General features: G+C 42.6%; 16 protein-coding genes. 9 read left to right on the top strand and 7 right to left on the bottom strand.

All coding sequences use genetic code 11. The annotated features are described in order from the left end of the window. Positions 1-201 precede the first annotated feature (201 nt). The 4 genes from FO440_RS03115 to FO440_RS03100 are packed head-to-tail and all read left to right on the top strand — an operon-like array spanning position 202 to position 4,034. Positions 202-978: a class I SAM-dependent methyltransferase gene (locus FO440_RS03115; RefSeq protein WP_144246761.1), complete on the top strand. Its 777-nt coding sequence runs from the start codon at positions 202-204 to the stop codon at positions 976-978. Then, a complete protein-coding gene (locus FO440_RS03110) occupies positions 941-2,080 on the top strand; it encodes an amidohydrolase family protein (RefSeq protein WP_144246760.1) in 1,140 nt (379 codons plus the stop codon). Before FO440_RS03115 ends, FO440_RS03110 begins: the two co-directional genes overlap by 38 nt. A gap of 6 nt (positions 2,081-2,086) precedes the next feature. Beyond that, entirely contained in the window at positions 2,087-3,094 is a 1,008-nt protein-coding gene (locus tag FO440_RS03105) for a polysaccharide deacetylase family protein (protein WP_144246759.1), read from the top strand. Then, positions 3,087-4,034 carry a GNAT family N-acetyltransferase gene (locus FO440_RS03100; RefSeq protein ID WP_144246758.1) on the top strand — a complete coding sequence of 316 codons (948 nt, stop codon included), beginning with the start codon at positions 3,087-3,089 and terminating at the stop codon, positions 4,032-4,034. Before FO440_RS03105 ends, FO440_RS03100 begins: the two co-directional genes overlap by 8 nt. 9 nt (positions 4,035-4,043) lie before the next feature. On the opposite strand, the gene FO440_RS03095 is transcribed toward FO440_RS03100, so the two are convergent. Further along, complete coding sequence (locus FO440_RS03095; protein ID WP_144246757.1) at positions 4,044-4,961, bottom strand: hypothetical protein; 918 nt, start codon at positions 4,959-4,961, stop codon at positions 4,044-4,046. A 113-nt stretch (positions 4,962-5,074) separates the two neighbouring features. On the opposite strand from FO440_RS03095, the gene FO440_RS03090 reads away from it, so the two are divergent. After that, a complete protein-coding gene (locus tag FO440_RS03090; RefSeq protein ID WP_144246756.1) occupies positions 5,075-6,172 on the top strand; it encodes a glycosyltransferase family 4 protein in 1,098 nt (365 codons plus the stop codon). Here the strand turns inward: FO440_RS03090 and FO440_RS03085 are convergent. Both FO440_RS03085 and FO440_RS03080 read right to left on the bottom strand, forming a co-directional pair. Beyond that, on the bottom strand, positions 6,148-7,224 hold the full coding sequence (locus tag FO440_RS03085) for a glycosyltransferase (protein WP_186292558.1): 1,077 nt from the start codon (positions 7,222-7,224) through the stop codon (positions 6,148-6,150). The genes FO440_RS03090 and FO440_RS03085 overlap by 25 nt on opposite strands. Continuing rightward, a complete protein-coding gene (locus FO440_RS03080; protein ID WP_144246754.1) occupies positions 7,217-8,884 on the bottom strand; it encodes an ATP-binding cassette domain-containing protein in 1,668 nt (555 codons plus the stop codon). Before FO440_RS03080 ends, FO440_RS03085 begins: the two co-directional genes overlap by 8 nt. 148 nt (positions 8,885-9,032) lie before the next feature. Between FO440_RS03080 and FO440_RS03075 the strand changes: the two genes are divergently transcribed. Both FO440_RS03075 and FO440_RS03070 read left to right on the top strand, forming a co-directional pair. Then, positions 9,033-10,547 (top strand): alpha/beta fold hydrolase, encoded by a 1,515-nt coding sequence (locus FO440_RS03075; protein ID WP_144246753.1) that lies wholly within the window; start codon positions 9,033-9,035, stop codon positions 10,545-10,547. Beyond that, positions 10,547-11,380 carry an alpha/beta fold hydrolase gene (locus tag FO440_RS03070; RefSeq protein ID WP_144246752.1) on the top strand — a complete coding sequence of 278 codons (834 nt, stop codon included), beginning with the start codon at positions 10,547-10,549 and terminating at the stop codon, positions 11,378-11,380. Before FO440_RS03075 ends, FO440_RS03070 begins: the two co-directional genes overlap by 1 nt. A 6-nt stretch (positions 11,381-11,386) precedes the next feature. Here the strand turns inward: FO440_RS03070 and FO440_RS03065 are convergent, their stop codons facing one another. Continuing rightward, a complete protein-coding gene (locus FO440_RS03065; RefSeq protein WP_144246751.1) occupies positions 11,387-11,875 on the bottom strand; it encodes a hypothetical protein in 489 nt (162 codons plus the stop codon). Next, the gene (gene tilS / locus FO440_RS03060; RefSeq protein WP_246104164.1) at positions 11,872-13,209 is read right to left on the bottom strand and encodes a tRNA lysidine(34) synthetase TilS; all 1,338 of its coding nucleotides are present in this window, start codon (positions 13,207-13,209) and stop codon (positions 11,872-11,874) included. Before tilS ends, FO440_RS03065 begins: the two co-directional genes overlap by 4 nt. A gap of 47 nt (positions 13,210-13,256) precedes the next feature. On the opposite strand from tilS, the gene FO440_RS03055 reads away from it, so the two are divergent. Further along, positions 13,257-15,968, top strand: a complete 2,712-nt coding sequence (locus FO440_RS03055) for an OstA-like protein (protein WP_144246750.1) — start codon at positions 13,257-13,259, stop codon at positions 15,966-15,968. Positions 15,969-15,979: 11 nt separating this feature from the next. On the opposite strand, the gene FO440_RS03050 is transcribed toward FO440_RS03055, so the two are convergent. Both FO440_RS03050 and FO440_RS03045 read right to left on the bottom strand, forming a co-directional pair. Further along, positions 15,980-16,591, bottom strand: a complete 612-nt coding sequence (locus tag FO440_RS03050; protein ID WP_144246749.1) for a non-canonical purine NTP diphosphatase — start codon at positions 16,589-16,591, stop codon at positions 15,980-15,982. 3 nt (positions 16,592-16,594) lie between these two features. Further along, positions 16,595-17,167 carry a hypothetical protein gene (locus FO440_RS03045; protein ID WP_144246748.1) on the bottom strand — a complete coding sequence of 191 codons (573 nt, stop codon included), beginning with the start codon at positions 17,165-17,167 and terminating at the stop codon, positions 16,595-16,597. A 171-nt stretch (positions 17,168-17,338) separates the two neighbouring features. Between FO440_RS03045 and FO440_RS03040 the strand changes: the two genes are divergently transcribed. Next, a complete protein-coding gene (locus FO440_RS03040; protein ID WP_144246747.1) occupies positions 17,339-18,724 on the top strand; it encodes a peptidylprolyl isomerase in 1,386 nt (461 codons plus the stop codon). Positions 18,725-18,733: the final 9 nt, after the last annotated feature.

Genomic DNA, 18,733 nt, shown 5'->3' with positions numbered 1-18,733 from the left:
TTCAGCGGCAAAAATTTAATAGTGGCAGGAACCCTAAACCCGCCACTATTAAAAATGAACTAATCAACAATTACACAATTATCAAAAGGGTTACGCCCTGTTTTAATCAAAGGTTGCCCACTAAATCAAATAAATTGCCGGGGCAACCTTTGTAAATAGCAGGCCGTAATTGTTATGTATGCCCTTAAAAAATACTGAATTATGAATACCGCCATTGCAACCGCCAACCCGTTTAGCAGCCTGGTAGCTGCTTTTAAGAACCGTTTTTTTAACCCGGTAAAAGAAAAACAGTCGGTTGAAGCGTACGACCTTTGGGCAGAAAATTACGATGCGCAACCCGGCAATTTGATGCTGGATATGGATGAAGAAGTATTTGCCGAACTACTTTCAGAAATTAATATAGAAGGTAAACAGGTTGCCGATATTGGTTGCGGTACAGGCAGGCACTGGCCAAAAATGTTTGACGCCAAACCGGCAGGCATTACAGGTTTTGATGTTTCTGCCGGCATGCTGAAACGGTTAGAACAAAAATTCCCCGAAGCAAAGACCAACCAGATCACCGATAACCTGTTCTCTGATATTGAAGCGGCTACTTATGATGTGATCGTATCGACGCTTACCGTGGCGCATATTGAAAACATTGACGAGGCCCTACAGGCATGGGGCCGCATTTTAAAATATAACAGCGATATCATTATTACCGATTTTCACCCTAACGCTTTGGCGTTTGGTGGCAGGCGGACCTTTCAGCATAACAGCAGCAGTATTGCCATACAAAACTTTGTGCATTATGTGTATGATATTGAAGGGGTCCTGTTAAAAAAAGGGTTCCAGATAGTGAATAAGTTGGAAAAGAAAATTGACGAATCTGTAAAGCATTATTACGAGGCTAAAAACGCTTTGCCGGTTTACGAGAAATTTAAAGATTCGCGTATTATTTATGGCATACATCTTAGAAGAAGCCATGATCTTAAATAATGTTACTACCATTAACAGTAACGGCCCGGTAAATATTCAACTAAAGAACGGGCAAATTATACCTGCCGATAAACATGCGGTGAGCGAACTGCAATTAAATTTTACAGATGCAATAGCTTTTCCGGGCTTGGTTAACTGGCATGACCATTTAGATTTTAATTTGTTCCCTCAGTTAGGCGATAGGGTATACAACAACTATACCGAGTGGGGTAGTTATATCCACGCAAATTATAAGGATGAAATTGCAGCCGTTTTAAAGGTGCCGCTTGACCTGCGGGTTAACTGGGGGATCTTTAAAAACCTGCTCTGTGGTGTTACTACGGTGGTAAACCACGGCGAACAACTGGATATCGTTAACGCACCAATTAATGTAGAGCAATGCCACAGCATCCATTCGGTACAGTTTGAAAAACTTTGGAAGATCAAGCTTAACAACCCGTTTAAAAGAAAGGTACCCGCGGTGATCCATGTGGGCGAAGGCAGCGATAAATCGTCGAAAAATGAAATAGACCAGTTGCTGAACTGGAACCTGATCAATAAAAAACTGATCGGCATACATGGGGTTGCCATGAGCCCGTCGCAGGCAAAAAAATTTGAAGCGTTGGTATGGTGCCCCGAGTCGAACTATTTTTTGCTGAATAAAACCGCGCCTGCCAATCACCTTAAAAAATATACCACCATTTTGTTCGGTACCGATTCTACACTTACCGGTGACTGGAATATCTGGGACCATATCCGCCTGGCACGCAAAACAAACATGCTTACCGATGCCGAATTATACGATTCATTACATTCAGGCAGTACAGCTGGTAAAAAAACAAATAACGGGACTATTGTAGTCGCCAAAAAAGAAGAAGGTCAATCGGCTTTCGATTCTTTTTACGGAACCGACCCGGCTGCGATATTATTGGTGGTGCATGCTAATGAAATTCGTTTGTTTGACGATAGTATGCTCGGCCAGCTTAAACATCTCAATCTGGATAGATATAGCAAAATTTCGGTAAACGGTGCCCATAAATATGTACAGGGCGATTTGCCGGGGTTAATAAAGCAGGTAAAATCATATTATCCGGCAGCTAACTTCCCGGTAACGGCTAATTAAATCTGTATGGCCCTTTATTCAAAAATACGTGCAAAATTGGCCCGGGAGTTTAAAGGGCTTAAGCGTGATATGTCGTATTTTTTAGGTTTAGATAAGTCCTTTTACCAAAACGCGCGGGGCAGCAGGATCCTGATCTATCATGGCATTTGTAAAGAAGATCATACCCGGTTCAACCCCATATTCTTAACTGCAAAAATATTTGAGGCGCACCTCAAGCTTTATGAGAAACATTGTAACGTAGTCTCGCTGGATGACTTTTACGCCGGGAAATTAAGCGATGAAAAATTTAACGTCTGCCTAACATTTGATGACGGTTTTGCCAATAATTATAAATATGCCTTGCCGCTGCTTGAAAAGTACCGGATGCCGGCTACCTTTTTCATTACCGGGATAGCCAATGAGGGTGATGATATTTTGTGGAATGACTTCCTGGGCATTGTCAGTAAGTATGGTCCCAAAAACATTACCTATAAAAATAAAGCGTACTATAAAGGCCGGTTCGATCAATACTTCTCTGTCGATAATGGCACCGCCCTCAAAGACGAATTGCGTGCTGCCGGCTTTGAAGATAAGGCAGGGATGATGAAAGATCTTTATTGGATCTCACCATTTAAAAACAAGGAGGCCGACAAAGATTTTTGGCTGCAAATGACATCCGAGCAGATCAAACAATTAGCCCGGTCGCCATTTGCACAAATAGGAGCACATGGGTATTACCATAATGACCTGGCTAAAATAACGCCTTGCGACGCCCTGTATGAGCTACAGAAAGTAAAGCAATATTTGGAAGATTTGATCGGTAAACCCGTTAACAGGATAGCGTTCCCCTATGGCAGCTATGACCAGCAGGTAATACATCAGGCCCAAAAAGCAGGGTATGACCAACTTTTGGCAATGGACTTTTACAATGCTAACGATGCCTCAGATAAAACATTGCGCGAACGCTTTACTGTAAATCCATTCATTTCGCCGGTTAACCAGTTATACGCAACCATTACCCGTAAATATGACTAACGCCGCCAAAACCTATACAACTGAGCGGCTAAGCGTAAGCAATATAGCCGATCTTGCTGTACTGAACATGGCGGTTTACGGGCGCGAATTGCCCCTAGGGTTTTTTCAAAAAAAGTATGATACGGTTTATACCGGCACAAGCCACGTTGGTTTCATTGCTTATAATTTAAAGCATTTGCCCATTGCGTTCTACGGACTTGTCCCAACATTGCTTTGGTATAAAGGCGGCACTATCCTGGCAGCGCAATCTGTCGATACGATGACGCATCCGGATTACCGGGGATTGGGCTTATTTGTAAAACTCGCCGAACAAACTTACCGTATCTGTGGGGCGGAAGGGATTCGATTAATATTTGGCTTTCCAAACCAAAACTCATTCCCGGGCTTAGCTAACAAATTAGGATGGCAATTTCCTGAAGTAATGCTGCGCTTTAAAGTTCCGGTTAAAACGCGGTTCCCTTTGGAAAGGATAGCCAATAAATTCACTGTAGTAAAGCCTATTTATCAGCATTACCAGAAGTGGATCCTGAAAGACCATTTAGTACCACAACATGGTATCGCCAATTCTGTATTAGATGATGGCTACAACGGCGTATATCGCGACGCTCGATATTTAAAATACAAAACGTTTACAGGCACTTCTGTTATTCGGATTGGGCAAGCTCTTCTATGGGTCAAACTGCAAAACGGTCTGCATATAGGCGATATAGAAAATATCGGCGATGATTTTGAGGATACGATGCAGAAATTGATTTCGCTTACCCGTAAACTGGGTATAGGGGAAATTCATTTCCAGGTAAGCCCGCAAAACAAACTGTATTCATTATTTAGCAAACATTATCCTGCACATCCGTCTTATGCTATCGGGTTTAAAGACCTGGGAGCAGGTATCAGCATAGAAAACATCAAATTTACTTTTGCCGATATAGATATATTTTGAGGAAAGGCTTTAATAAATGCCCTCGATGCTTTGGTATTCGCTTTTTTGAAATTGCAAAAATCCTACGTGATAATGTGATGCAGGCTCTTTTCTAATCGCCTTATTATTTGCCACTTTACCTGCCAGCAACATATGATAGCCCATTTTGCGGTTATAAAATATCTCAACCTCTTTATACCCCCCTATGGCAGCCGGCACCGGGAAACCGAACAGTTCGCTGTCTGTTATACCAAAAGGCATTTCCTCTTTCTTTGTGGGCGATGTACTGGGATGCTTACCTAGTTTGTAAATGGTTTCAATATCCATTTCGTCACTCTCGCATATCACTACTTTTTTTGCGGCGAGGATCTTATCTAATGTGACATTGGTGGTGCGCAAACCTAATATATAAATATCCTCTTCGGGAATGTAGCCCTGGATATCCATCGGGAAAATATTGTAATATTCGCTGTCCTGGTAGGATACAATGATGATCTTACGGGGGTACGAATATAATGCGCTGATCACTCTTCGGCTTCGGTAAGTGTTTTTCTTTGAGCGTAACAAATAGCCCAGCAAAGCTACCCGGTGTATCAACGTTAACTGGTGATTTTTTACCTGCTCAATTTTATACAGCAGCAATGTTCCGTTATCTGTGGGTACTGTTTCTATCAGGCTAAGTTTTAGGGATGCGGTGGTTTTGCCCCCCTTGTTAAAAAATAAGGTCGCCCCACCAGCATTAAAGGCGCCTGTTTGCGCTGAAGGTAACCAAACAGAAATGCAAAACGGATCAAGGCAGATCATACTTTGACGTTGGGTAACATCTATAACTATGCTGCCCTTTTTTATCAAAACCTTTTCTGCTATCTGGCTTTCGGTAAGGCGGGTTATAAAAAAGGTCTTTATATCCGTGTATTTGAAAAATATATTTTTTACAGACAACCCCATCGCTTAGTTACAAGTATATGTTACGTATGTTTATTTCAAATACGGGTGTAGTTCATTTAAGGTTGCTTACAGTAGTGCCGCTTATCCATCAGAAAAATTAAATTGCCAACAGCATGGTCTTTGTTTCTATCAGTTATAATTACTCGCCCGATTATACCACACCCGAAGCGTGGTTAAAGCGTACCGGTAGTTATAACGGATTGCTGGAATGCCTGGGCAAAACCAATACGGTTATCTGCATAAAACAGATCAGCTACCAGGGGAAATATTTGCATAGCGGGATACACCACCATTTTGTAAACTTTAATAGTAAAGAACCCTATTTTTCTTACCGGATTAACCAGTATGTAAAAAGCCTGAAACCTGATGTTGTATTGGTTCATGGCCTGCATGTGCCGTTGCAGTTGATCCACTTAGGATTGATCCTTAATAAAAGTGTAAAGATCATTGTGCAACACCATGCCGAAAAGCCAGCTAATGGCCCAAGAAAATTTTTACAGAAAATTGCTGACCGATATGTTGGCGCCTACCTGTTTGCATCAAAAGCGATGGGGATGGAATGGGTAAGCAACGGGAATTTAAGATCACCGGATAAAATTCATGAGGTGATGGAAATGTCTTCGGCTTTTTACCCTGTCGACAGGGATATCGCGCGAGCAAAAACTAACATTAAGGGTGAACGGGTGTTTTTATGGGTAGGCCGCTTAGATCAAAATAAAGACCCGTTAACGGTTATCAAAGCTTTCCTGAAGTTTGCCGCAATAAACCCGGGTGCATACTTATATATGCTCTATCATACAGAAGAATTGTTGCCTCAAATTAAACAGCTATTAAGTACCACGCCCAATTCCAACGCTATAAAACTGATCGGTAAAATCCCCAACGAAGAAATGCTTTACTGGTATAACAGCGCTGATTTTGTAGTTTCAGGTTCGCATTATGAAGGCAGCGGCACGGCGGTTTGCGAGGCCATGTCATGCGGGTGTGTACCTGTTATTACGGATATTTTTTCTTTCAGGATGATTACTAATAACGGCAACATTGGCCTGCTGTACCCAGCCGGAAATGATGTACAGTTATTTGATGCCCTGATTCAAGCCAAAAAACTTGATCTGCAAAAAGAGCGGGCCAAGGCGCTTGCCTATTTCGAAGCTAATTTGTCTTTTAAAGCTATCGCACGTAAAATTCAGGATATTGCCACTTCCCTGTAAAGCTCGTTACCGAATAATTTTACCACACTATCGGCCATTTGGGTCATGCTGTTAACTAAAACCGGGTCGTGGCCCCTGCCTGTATCGTTTAGCAGGGTCAGGGTTTTAGCATTCATTTCATCAATATTGTTAACCACGTGATGGTGTAAAAACACATCCTTCATGGGCCTGAAAAAAGAAACCACGTGTGCCCCGGCATATAACGCTTCAAGCAGCACCGTGCTAAACCCCTCGTACCTTGAAGGGTGGAGCAGGATCTTTGACCGCTGCATGTGTTCCAGTATTTCCGGATGGCTCAATTCGCCTTTAAAGGTTATGTTGTTTTCTAATTGGTAAAGTGCCGCCATGTCTTTAAGCTTTTGCATTTCTATCCCCTTGCCGCAAATAACGGCTTTAACATCAGGATGAGATTCTTTTAAAAACTTTATGGTTTCGATAAATAAGCCATATTGCTTTAAAGGAATTAACGACCCCACGCCTAATACATCAATATCCCTCTGTGTAGATTGAGGTTTAAACAAAGTAATATCTACAGCACCGGGAATTACGTGTTTTGGGGTTATCCCGTAGTTCTTTTCAAACTCATCAACCAGGTAGTCGGACAATGCTATCAGGCTTTCGCCGTCGGGCATGATCTGGTTAACATATTTGTTATCCGGCCGTGCATCCTGGCCCAGCAGCCAGCTATAATGTTTTACAGCGTACTTTTTAGAGAATTTGTTGGCAATAAAAGCACATTCGTCAAGCCAGAAACTTAACAGCCCGATAACCTCGTGGTCTTTATTAAGCTTTTTTAGTTTTTGCCAGGCGCCTATCCAGGTCATGCGGCGATGCAGGCCACTTTTGTTTTTTCCGCCGAGGGCTATGATCTTAATACCGTTCCAACGGTATTCACGCGGTTGATTGGGATACTGAAAGCTCACTACCACGATATTCAACTCGGGATAGGTTTCTTTTAAAACCCGCACAAAGATCTGCCTTTCGGGGATACAAGTGGTATCGGCCTCATTTTCGGGGAAACCGGGCGTTAGTATGACCAGTGTTTTACGCATAAGCCACATCAAATGAAATTACTTTATCGCAAAAACTCAGGCTGGCATTGTTATGGGTGATCAGGATGATCATCTTACCCTGTTTTGCCAGTTGTTTCAATTTTGAAAGGATAAGCTGTTCTGACTTTTCATCCATTTCAGAAAATGCCTCGTCTAATATCAGCAGGTCGAAATCATGGTATAAAGCCCTTGCCAGCATGAGGCGCTGCCTTTGGCCGCCGCTTATATTTTTGCCGTTCTCTTTTATAAATTCGTTTATGCCGTCAGGATATTGGTCTACCAGATTTTCCAACCCACAAAAAGACAATACTTCATCTATTTTTTCGGCATCGTAATAGCCATCGGTCAAAGTAATATTCTCAAGTACAGTATCATTGATGATAAACGATTGCTGCTTTACGTAAGATACCCGGCTTAAAAAGCCCTGCCTTTTTATCCAGTTGGTTTTTTCTTCGTTAAACAGGATGTTGCCTTTATGGTGTTTCAGGAAACCCAGCATCAGGTGTATGATGGTTGTTTTACCCTTGCCCGATGCCGCCGACAGTCCCACAAAATCACCCGCGCGGATCTCGAAGTTGATATTGTTTAAGATCTTGCGATCGGTATACCTGAATTTTACCTGTTCAAATTGTATGGATGTAAGCGGTACGGTTTCATCAACAATAGTGATCGGTTTTTCGGCAGGTTGCAGGTCGGTAATGGTGAATTTGTAGGTTTTTATCTGGCTGGTGCTGTTCAGTATTTTAACAATGCCGGGTATAATCTTATAACTGGCGGCCATAAAAACGCCGATGGTGATCAGGCTAACGGATGGTGTCCCTGCCGATAGTTTATTGATAGCTATTAAAATGAAAAAGCCCAATATGGCAAAAACCTCCACCAGGCGTGAGGTAAGGCCCTGCAGGGTTTGTTGTGTGGCGATATTGTTATTGAGCTGAACCTGTTGATCATTATATCGTTTTACAAAGAAATCATCCTTGCGGTAAACATTGCTTTCTATATATCCGGCCAGCGACTCCTGCAAATGCTGTATGGTTTTCTGGCTGACAACCTGCGTGCTGTTACGGATTGATTGCAGCTTTTTGCGGATAAAATTGCCAAGCAATATTACCGGTGGTGTCAGCAATAAAAACAGCATCAAAAACAAGCCCGGCTGCCAAAGCAAAATACCAATAACCGTTACCAGGATCAGGATACTCTGTGATACTACCTGTTGTACATTGGTCAGGATATAATTACTAAACTCGATAGGTTGCTGGCTGATCCGCCGGATCAATACGGACGAATCGATATTGACAAAGCGCAGGTAATCGTCTTTCAAATAATTCCGGATGTTACGATCGGATAGCCTTGAGGATATGTCATAAAAAAAATGCTGCTGCTCTTTGGTATTAAGGTAGCCCAGCCAGTTTTTTAAACCGAACATCAGCAGGAAAACGGTAATTAATAATAACGAGTCGCGGTTTAACAAAGCCGCCGGCAGAAAAGAAATAGCGGCAGGTTGCTGGCTTTTTGTATAAAAATTGATCACCACCAGCATTGCTGCAAGGAAGGCTACGTCAAGTATTCCCATCACCAGGTCAAACGCAATCAGCTTAACCAGCTTTGTTTTTTCCTTTTGTTCAAGTATGTTTAAAATATTGCTTAACGTTTGTTTCAAGGCAAAGGGTTATTGTTTAATGTTTAAACAATACGTTTAAAATTTGGCCCGCGTTGCCTTTGTTAAAATAGATTATAAAATCGCAATAATGCTTTAACTTTAGTAATGAGCGTATTAATAAATTGGTATTCCAATTATAAACCTAAATATGAAGACCAACCTCAAAGCTATATTAACAGGGCTTTGCCTGCTTTTTTTAATTACGGATAAAATATCGGCACAAAATCTTACCACGTTCGAAGGAGAAAAATCCAGCTGGCATGGGTTTGACCGTTACGATTACCTGATGGATATGGAAACCATGACCATTAAACCCATACAGGCCACACCCCAGGAGGGCACAGGGATGAACGATGCCAACACGCCAAAGGGAATGGTCCGCTGTATTGTGATCGTGCCTAAAACTGCTGCTGCCGGTAACCCCTGCACCTGGCGTGGTTTTTATTGGGATCATGAATCGCAGTCAGAAGTTGAACTGCTTAAGCGCGGGTTTCATGTGGTTTACATCAATATCGACCCCGATAAACACTGGGATGCCTGGTATGATTTCTTTACCAAACATGGTTTATCAAAAAAGCCTGCGTTTAGCGGCATGAGCCGGGGCGGTATTAATGAGTATGCCTGGGCCACGACACACCCCGACAAGGTGTCCTGCCTGTATGCCGACAACCCGGCTATCCGCCCGGAGAGTTTCGCTAAATTAAGCGTGTTAGTCAAGTATGATATACCTGTAATGAGTTTGGTAGGTACTGAGGATTTTCTGCTGCCAACCAATACCCTGCCTATTGAAGATGCTTACCTGCGGTTTGGCGGACGCATGACCATGATGATCAAGGAAGGTACGCCGCACCATCCGCATAGCATCCGTAACTCTAAGTTTATTGCCGATTGGGTGGAGCAAAATATAAAACCGGCAGTAAACGACCCGTTGTTTGCAGATACTGCTGTCTATGAAAAAACTTATTACTACAACTTAGAGAACCAATACCAATATCTTAAAGAAGAAAATACGTACGCCACCGTACGCGGGCCATGGTTTACACCGACCTACGCTGTTTACACGCAAAAGATCAAGGCTATATTCGGTATTAAAGGCTTGACGATAATAGCGCCCAATAAACCTGCCGCGGGTAATCCCTGGGTTTTCAGGGCCGACAGGACAATTGGCCGCGATGCAACCGTAGAGCAGGCATTGTTGGCTAAGGGATATTACATTGTGATTCCGTCTATCACTTCGCAGTCTGGTCCGGTAGGTAAGGATTGGGATAATATTTACACCACGCTTATCGGTAAAGGGTTTTCAAAAAAACCGGTGATGATGGGTACCAGCGCTTATGGTGGCGAGGCATACGAATGGGCCATCTATAACCCGGATAAGGTATCCTGCATTTATACAGATAATGTGGCTATGCGCAGCCTGATGGAAAAGAAAGCACCTATAGATACACTGGCGCCATTGGCAAAAGCAGGTATTAAAACGCTGCACGTAAGCGGCGCTAACGATCCCTGGCTGGCAACTGATACCCGCGTGGCCGAACAACGTTACAAAGCGCTTGGCGGCAGTATGACGGTGATCACCATCCCCGGCGAAGGGCATTTTCCGAAAACGCCTCGTGACCCTGCACAAATAGTTTCTTTTATTATTAAAAACACCAAAGAGTAATGCTTAAAAAGATCACTTTATTTTCAGGGATATTATTGTTTTTTACATCTGTCGCTTTTTGTCAGTCTAAAAAGATCAATTATGGTAGTAATGATAGCGTGGGCAAATTTTACAGTGTGCGCGGCATTAAAATGTACACCGAGGTTTATGGCAGCGGAAAACCGCTGTTAATGATCCATGGTAATGGTGGCAGCATAGGCGCATTTGGCGGTATCATACCTTATTTCGCTAAAAAATACAAAGTTATTGCGGTTGACAGTCGGGCACATGGCCGCAGTAAAGACGACCGCGACTCGTTAAGCTTTGAACAGATGGCTGATGATTTTGACGCTTTGCTTACGGCGATGCATATTGATTCGGCTTATGTTTTGGGCTGGAGCGATGGGGGTATCAACGCAATTGTGCTGGCCATGCGGCATCCTGATAAAGTGATAAAACTGGCATCAACCGGTGCTAATTTATGGCCCGATTCTACCGGGCTTATTCCATCGTACTGGAAAGGCGAACAACGCGACTACAACAACTGGCAAAAGCGGATGCCTTTAACCAAAGCCGGCGATAAAAACACTTACAAGATATTTATGCTGGATTGGGTACAACCAAACATCCCGCTAAGTGCCTTGCACGCTATCAAAGCCCCATCGTTCATTATCGGCGGCGACCATGACCTGATCCCGGTGCACCACACGGTACAGATCTATGAAAACATACCTAACGCTTTTTTATGGATAGTACCCAACTCGGGCCATGCCACGCTTTATGAACACCAGGATGAGTTTGAGAAATTAGTAGATAAATTTTTTACAGAACCGTTTAAAAAGCACGGTTTTTAGTAAGCACTATAACTTGCCGCTCATTTCGGCTTTTACAGCGCGCAGTAACTCGTGCGGGTGTTGCGACCCTATGATGTAAACCAGGCCATCACGGTCTGTAAGGTGCAGGGCATCTTTACCGGCGGCAAAAAAGCGTATGGTACCTTTGCTATGCAGGTTATAAACGGGGTTGTTAAATAAATAACGGCTGTACGGGGCAATCTCGGCTTTAACAATGCTGTTCAGGTCTATTTTTACCAGGCGGGTGGTCCACAGCCCGTTCAAAAAAATGCTTTTGTTTTCAACCCGTGTCCTGAAATGTAACAGGAACCCCATGATGATAGATATGATCAGGATAGCAAAACCAACTACGGCAAGCAGGTCGCCATTTTTATCGCCCGGATCGGTTAAAGCGTAGGCTGCAAAACAAAATATAGCCAATACCAAACGTATAGAAAGCGGGATAAATTCCCGGCCCAGGTATTGTTTCTCGGTGTAAATTGTTTTCTCGCTCATATCTTATACAATTCGAAGATAGTTACTTTTTTGGTGTTTTCAGATACTTTGTAACGTTCGTCGGGGCGATAGCCACCTACCCATATAATTTCGCCGTTGCCGTTTACTAATAAAGGCACTTCATCCTTTTCATGCAAAGGTATTTTAAGGCCGATGAAAAAGTCGCTCAATTTCTTGCGGGTTTTCATCCCCAGCGGATAAAAGCTGTCGCTTTGCTGCCACGCCCGGATACTTAGCGGGTAAACCAGTTTAGCGCTATCAACAGAAACCGCCATGGGATTGTCTTTAATGATCAAGGGCGTATCGTCATGCAATACGGTTAATTTATAATTGCCAAAGTTTAAGCTGTGATCGGTAGTGGCTATGCTCAACGGCTCAAATACGGTTTTACTTTTTGGGGTGATGATCAATTGATCGCGGTCAAGTATCAGTTTAAAACCGGCTGCTTCAAATACTTTGCCCGAATGTTTATTTAGTGCCGATATCAGATCATCAACCGTAGTTTCATTAAATCCATATTGCTGCAATAGTTTAAATAAAAGCAGCCTTAATGGATTCAAAGCCTTGACCGCATCCAACTGTAAAAACGCATCGCTATCCCGATAGGTAAATAATTGTGCTTTTAATTCGGCCACGCGCAGCTCAAGCAATGTTTCCAACTCCCTGAAATGCTTAAGGTTATTTTCGAAAGTTTTTTCCAGCTGCGGGTTAAGCTCTTTAAGCTTTGGTACCACCTCATGCCTTAGCTTGTTACGCGCATATTTTACCGAGGCATTCGAGCTGTCCTCGACATAATTATAGCCATTATCTTTAACTAGTTGCGCTATCTCCTCTCGTTTTAAAAACAGCAACGGTCTTATCAATAACCCGTTTTTTGGCAAAATGCCGTGCAGCCCGGCAATACCTGTGCCGCGTACCAGGTTTAACAATATTGTTTCAATTGCATCGTTTTGGTGGTGCGCAAGCGCGATGGCGGTATAATTATATTGTTGCCTTATTTGCTCAAACCAAGTATACCGCAGGTCGCGCGCGGCCATCTGGATAGATATTTTATTGGTTTCGGCATATTGCTGGGTGTTAAAGTTTATGGTGTGAAAAGGTACCTGGTGCGCGTTGGCAAGCGCTTTACAAAACTCCTGGTCGGCATTTGCTTCTTGCCCGCGTAGCTGAAAATTACAGTGCGCAATAGCAAAGTTATAGCCGGATGATTTTAATAAATGAACCATCAACACAGAATCCATACCACCACTTACGGCAGTCAGTATAGTGTCTGCAGGTTCAAACAGCTTGTTTTGGTTAATAAAATCGGCAAATTTTTTATCCGGGAGCATCATCAAAATTATTAATTTAATAACCCCGACAAAAAACTAATTTTGCAGTAGTGAATAAATACGTTTTAAGTTTATTGTTTTTACTGGTAACGGTGTCTGTTTGGGGCCAAAGCAAATCAAAAGTGAACTTGATTAGCTCGACCACAATGGAGTCAATGCCGGGCGCGGATGGTAAACGGATCATCAAGGTACACAATGGCGTATTTAAACAGGATTATTCTACGCTGACATCAGACAGCGCTTATTTTTACCCTGATCTGAACATGGTTGACGCGTTTAGCCATGTGGTGATAAACCAGGGCGATACCGTGCATATTTATTCAGACAAACTAAACTACAACGGCAATACCAAAATTGCCATTTTAACCAATCATGTTATTATGGTTGATAAAGACGCCACGTTAACGACCGATAACTTTACTTACAATACCGCAACAAGAATAGGGATCTATACCGATGGTGGTAAACTGGTAAATAAAGGGAATACGCTGACCAGTACAAATGGCTATTATTTTGCCTTTACACGCGACGCCTATTTTAAGTACGATGTGATCTGTACTACGCCGGATGCCGTTATAAAAACGGATACCATGCGTTACAACTCCGGTACCCGTATCTCTTACTTTTACGGCCCCACGATCATATTAGGTAAAGACAAAGACAACTTGTATACCGAAAACGGCACTTATAACACCGTTACCGAACAGGCATTTTTCGGCAAAAGGAATTTATATACACAGCTAACCAAAACACTAAGGGGCGACAGCTTATTTTACGATCGTTTAAAAGGTTATGGCAAGGCGGTTAAACACGTAACCTTTAATGACAGCGAACAGAAAATAACGTTAAAAGGCGATCTCGGCGAATATTTTAAGAAGAATGAACTTGCCGTTGTAACGCAAAATGCCTATATGATATTTGTGACGGAAGATAGCACAGCAACAAAAGCAGGCGCGAAAAAGGTTGACACCGTAGCAGAAATAAAAAAACAAGCGCTTACAGGTGCGGACAGCCTGAATAAAAAGCTGACGGCAATAAATAAAGGCAAGTCCAAAGATCAACAGCTGACCTTAAAAGGTGTGACAGATTCTGTTACCAAACAACTGCCTGCGGCCGCCAAACAATTACCGGCAATTGCCAACCAGGCAGATGCCCTTAAAAATAATGTTTCGGTAAAAGGCATTACAGACTCCCTGATCAAACAAATGGCACCCCCTAAAGTTGTAAAAACGCCACAGCCGGCCATTTCACAATCGGGCAAACCAAAAGTTGTTGCAAAAGCAAAGCCTGCTGCCAATGCCCATGTGCCGGTTAATGTACCTGCTCGGACACCGCCACCGCCCATATTGTTTGATAAAGTAGTTTACAGGTTTGCAGACACGTTAAAGCAAATAGAAAAACCCCGGCCCAATATTCATTACGACTCGCTTTTTTTAGTGGCCGATACTTTAAAAACGCAGATAATTACCAACAAGGATCTAAAGATCCTGAAACAAAAGCAATATGATGCTACGCACGTGGATACATCAACTAAGGTAGTAAAAAAAGCCGCGCCCATTGTTTATACCAAGTCGCCAAAGTTTATTGAGTATGAGCCAATGCAGTTGCCGGTTGATACCAGCTTTTACCACCGCGATTATTTTGGTAAGCCCGATCCTCCGAAACCTAAAGTATTGAGCAAGGCAGAAAAAGCGACCCTGTTAAAGAAACAGGTTGCCGATTCTTTAAAGCAGAAGCGATTGGATTCGCTTGCGTTGCACGCGCCAAAAGGTTTGAGTGATACAGCAAGGATCAGGATAGTTAACGCGTATAACAACGCCAAAATATATAAATCAGACCTGCAGGCAAAGGCCGATTCGATGTTTTATGCCAGTAGCGACTCGACCATCCGTATGTATACCAACCCAATGATCTGGACACAGTCGTCGCAGCTATCTGGCGATACGGTGAACCTTCAGATGAAGAACCGAAAGCTGGATAACCTGGATATGTACCCGTCCGCCTTTATCGTGAATATCGAAAAAAATGACTCGACGGTGTTTAACCAGGCGGGGGGCAAGCGAATGCACGGCACGTTTAAAAATGGTAAGCTAAACACATTTGTAATTATAGGCAACGCGGAAACCATCTATTTTAAACGGGATACGGTTAAAAACGTCGTAACAGATATGTCGCGAACGTTAAGCGGCAAGGCCTATTTTACTTTTGATAAGGGCGAAATAGCCAGTAATGCTTTTGTAGAAAAATATGAGGCCAAAGGACTGCCCATTGCTAAGGTTAAAGAAGACAACAAGATCCTGAAAGGATTTATCTGGAAACCCAAAGACAGGCCGGTATCAAAAGCGTCGATTTTATCCTCATATAACCGGAAAAAAGCTTTAAAAAGTAAAAATAGTGCAGCTACCGATAAATCGGGTAAGCCGTTGTCCAAGAAACCGGGTGGCGTCGGCACAGGTAAGGATAGTACAGGCGGCGGATCAGGTCATGCGCATGTAGAAAAAGATACTACCGGTAACATAAAAGCGGATAAAGATACCACGGTTAAAGGTAAACCTCATGATATCAAACTAAATAAAGATACGGCCACTAACAAACCGGCTACCCTTAATTTAAAACGCGATACGCTTACTAAACCATTACCCGTTATAAAAACAGGTAAAGACAGTTTAGCTGTGCCACCGCCTAATCTTAAACTGAAAAAGGATAGTGTAGCCAAAGACACCTCGGCAATTAAAAAATCGATCATCTTAAAGCCGAAGTAAAATATACTTGGCTATATGTTATTAAGAAACACGATCAGTTTGTCGACCGCTATTGCCCTATGGCTGATGCTATTTTTTTCTGCCAGTGTCATTTCGGCAAAGGTAACGTCGTAACCATCGGGTTGAAAAATCGGATCATACCCAAAACCTGCCGTGCCGCTCAGCTCGGTGCGAATGGTGCCTTCTATAGTACCTTCAAAAAAATGTTCCTCGCCGTCCCACAGTAATGAAATAACAGTGCGAAAACGGGCCCTTCGATTGCTTACGTCAGTCAGCTTTTCTAATACTTTAGCCATATTGGCGGCATGGTTGCCATGCTCGCCTGCATAACGTGCCGAGTAAACGCCGGGTTCGCCATTTAAGGCATCTATCTCTAACCCGCTGTCATCGCCAAAACAATTAACATGGTATTTGTTGAAAATATAATGGCTTTTAATAGAAGCGTTCTCGTTGAAGGTAGTACCGGTTTCGGCAATATCATCATGACAGTTAATATCATTAAGGCTTAATAACTGTATGCGTTTATCATTCTGAGCCTGTCTGTCATCCTGAGTCTTTCGGAGGATAGCGTCGACCTCTTCCAATTTATGGGCATTATTGGTGGCAAATACTAATTGCTGCATGTATTACAAGTTTTTCATTTGTTCCCAGAAAGCTTTTTTATGGTCGGTGTTGTCCATCATTTCGTCAAAGCTAAAGCTATACAGTGTGACGCTGCCTGCCAGTTGCTTGGGCTGGTTAAGCATCAGGACATCCATATTTGCCGGAATAGCTTCCTTACCTAATATCAACAGCTTTTCAGGTTTAAAATACGTCAATAGCTCATCGAAGTTGTTCGCCCGGTTTTTGGCAAGATTTAATATGGCCACGTCATCAATATCATACGCTTTACGCTTCAGGATATTTTGTAAAGCGGTTAAATGCTCGTCGGCAATAAATTCCTGGTTGGTATAGTAAGTGGTTATTAAAAATTTCTTTTTGTTGCTGCCCAGGTAATTAAATGATATTGTCGGCGTTTCTACAACAGGTTCGGTTACGGACGAGGCAACGGGTTCAGTTTTAGGTATCGAAGCAGGTTCAGGAATAACCTCGGCAACAGGGTTGTCAGCGGCCGATCTGATAAATGCTTTATCGTTTGCTAACAGGTAAATATCATCCTGTAAAATAAATCGTAACGCTGCCGGGTTCTCTGCTCTCACTTTAACAAATTTTAACCAAAAATAGTTAAAGTGTTTGAAGCTTTATTGGCATATTCGCATAATTATAAAACCGCATACATTAAAAGACCTTGATATGCAGTTATAATTGATATTTTTTACCGAAATTCGGGCGTTTTTACAGGCACTGCCTGTTTTATTTAAGTAGCATAAATGAGAAAGTTTGGGATAGTAGTTTTAGGTATTGTTTTATTTGCATCTGTTGCTAACGCGCAGAAAATTGTGTTGGATAAGATTATAGCGGTGGTTGGTAACAGTGTTATACTGCAATCAGATATTGAATTGATGAATGCGCAGTATGTGATGCAAAATATGCACCCTGATAAGTGCGCGCTTGCTCAAAACCTGATCACACAGAAGTTGCTGATACAACAGGCGGCTATTGACAGTATTGATGTAAAGGAAGATGAGGTGCAGAACGAGATAGACCGAAGGATGCGCAACATGACCCAACGTGCAGGTGGCCAGGACAGACTGGAGCAGTTTTTGGGTCGGTCTATATTGCAGTATAAAGAAGAGATCCACGGTGATATAAAAGAGATGCTGGTTGCCCAGAAGATGCAATCGCATATTACTGAAAAATTAACTACTACACCGCAGGATGTAAGAGATTATTTTAACAAGATACCTAAAGACAGCCTGCCAACTTTTAATAAAGAGGTAGAAGTAGCCGAAATTGTATTTGAGCCGAAACTTAACAAAGAGGAGAAAGAGGTTTATAAGCAAAAAGCGCAGGACCTGCTTGACAGGATAAAGAAAGGTGAGGATTTTGCTACGTTAGCTACAGCTTATTCTCAGGATCCGGGAACAGCGCCGCAAGGCGGCGACGACGGCTTTTATGACCGTAATAATGGTTATGTAAAAGAATTTATAGCCTGGGCATTTAAACTGAAAGCCGGCGAGTTTTCGCCTGTGTTTGAAACACAGGATTTTGGTTTCTTCTTTTTGCAGGTATTGGAGCGTCGCGGCGAACAGGTACATACCCGTCACGTATTGATCAGCCCGCCTGTAACGCCCGAAAGTTTAGACCGCGCAAAGGGTAAGGCCGATACCGTTTATAACCTGTTGATAAAAAACACTAAGGTTGATTTCTTTTCGAGTGCGGCATCGTTGTATTCTGACAATAAGGAAACCAAGTATAACGGCGGTTTAATATTGAATCCCGAGAATGTTGAGGTAAGAACAACCCGTATCCCTACAGATAAACTTGATCCGCAAATTGCACTGGTTGTAGATACCATGAAAGCCGGCGGGATTTCAAAACCTGTTTTATATACTGACCAAAGGGGACAAAAAAGCTACCGGATATATCATTTAAAATCTGTGACCGATGCGCATAAAGCTAACTTGGAGCAGGATTTTCCGAAAATAAAGACTTATGCTACCGAGGATAAAACCAACCGTACTATTAGCGAGTGGTTTGCAAAAAAGAGAAAACAAACGTATATCAAGATCGATCCGCAATACCAGGCTTGCCCGGTATTAACAGGTTGGTCTACACCAGTGCCTGAAGCGCCTACAGCCCAGGCCAAACCGTAATAACTAACA

Source organism: Mucilaginibacter corticis, assembly GCF_007558865.1.
Classification (GTDB): domain Bacteria; phylum Bacteroidota; class Bacteroidia; order Sphingobacteriales; family Sphingobacteriaceae; genus Mucilaginibacter; species Mucilaginibacter corticis.
The sequence above is the reverse complement of the archived record's forward strand: the minus strand, read 5'-3'. Positions and strand labels throughout refer to the sequence as shown.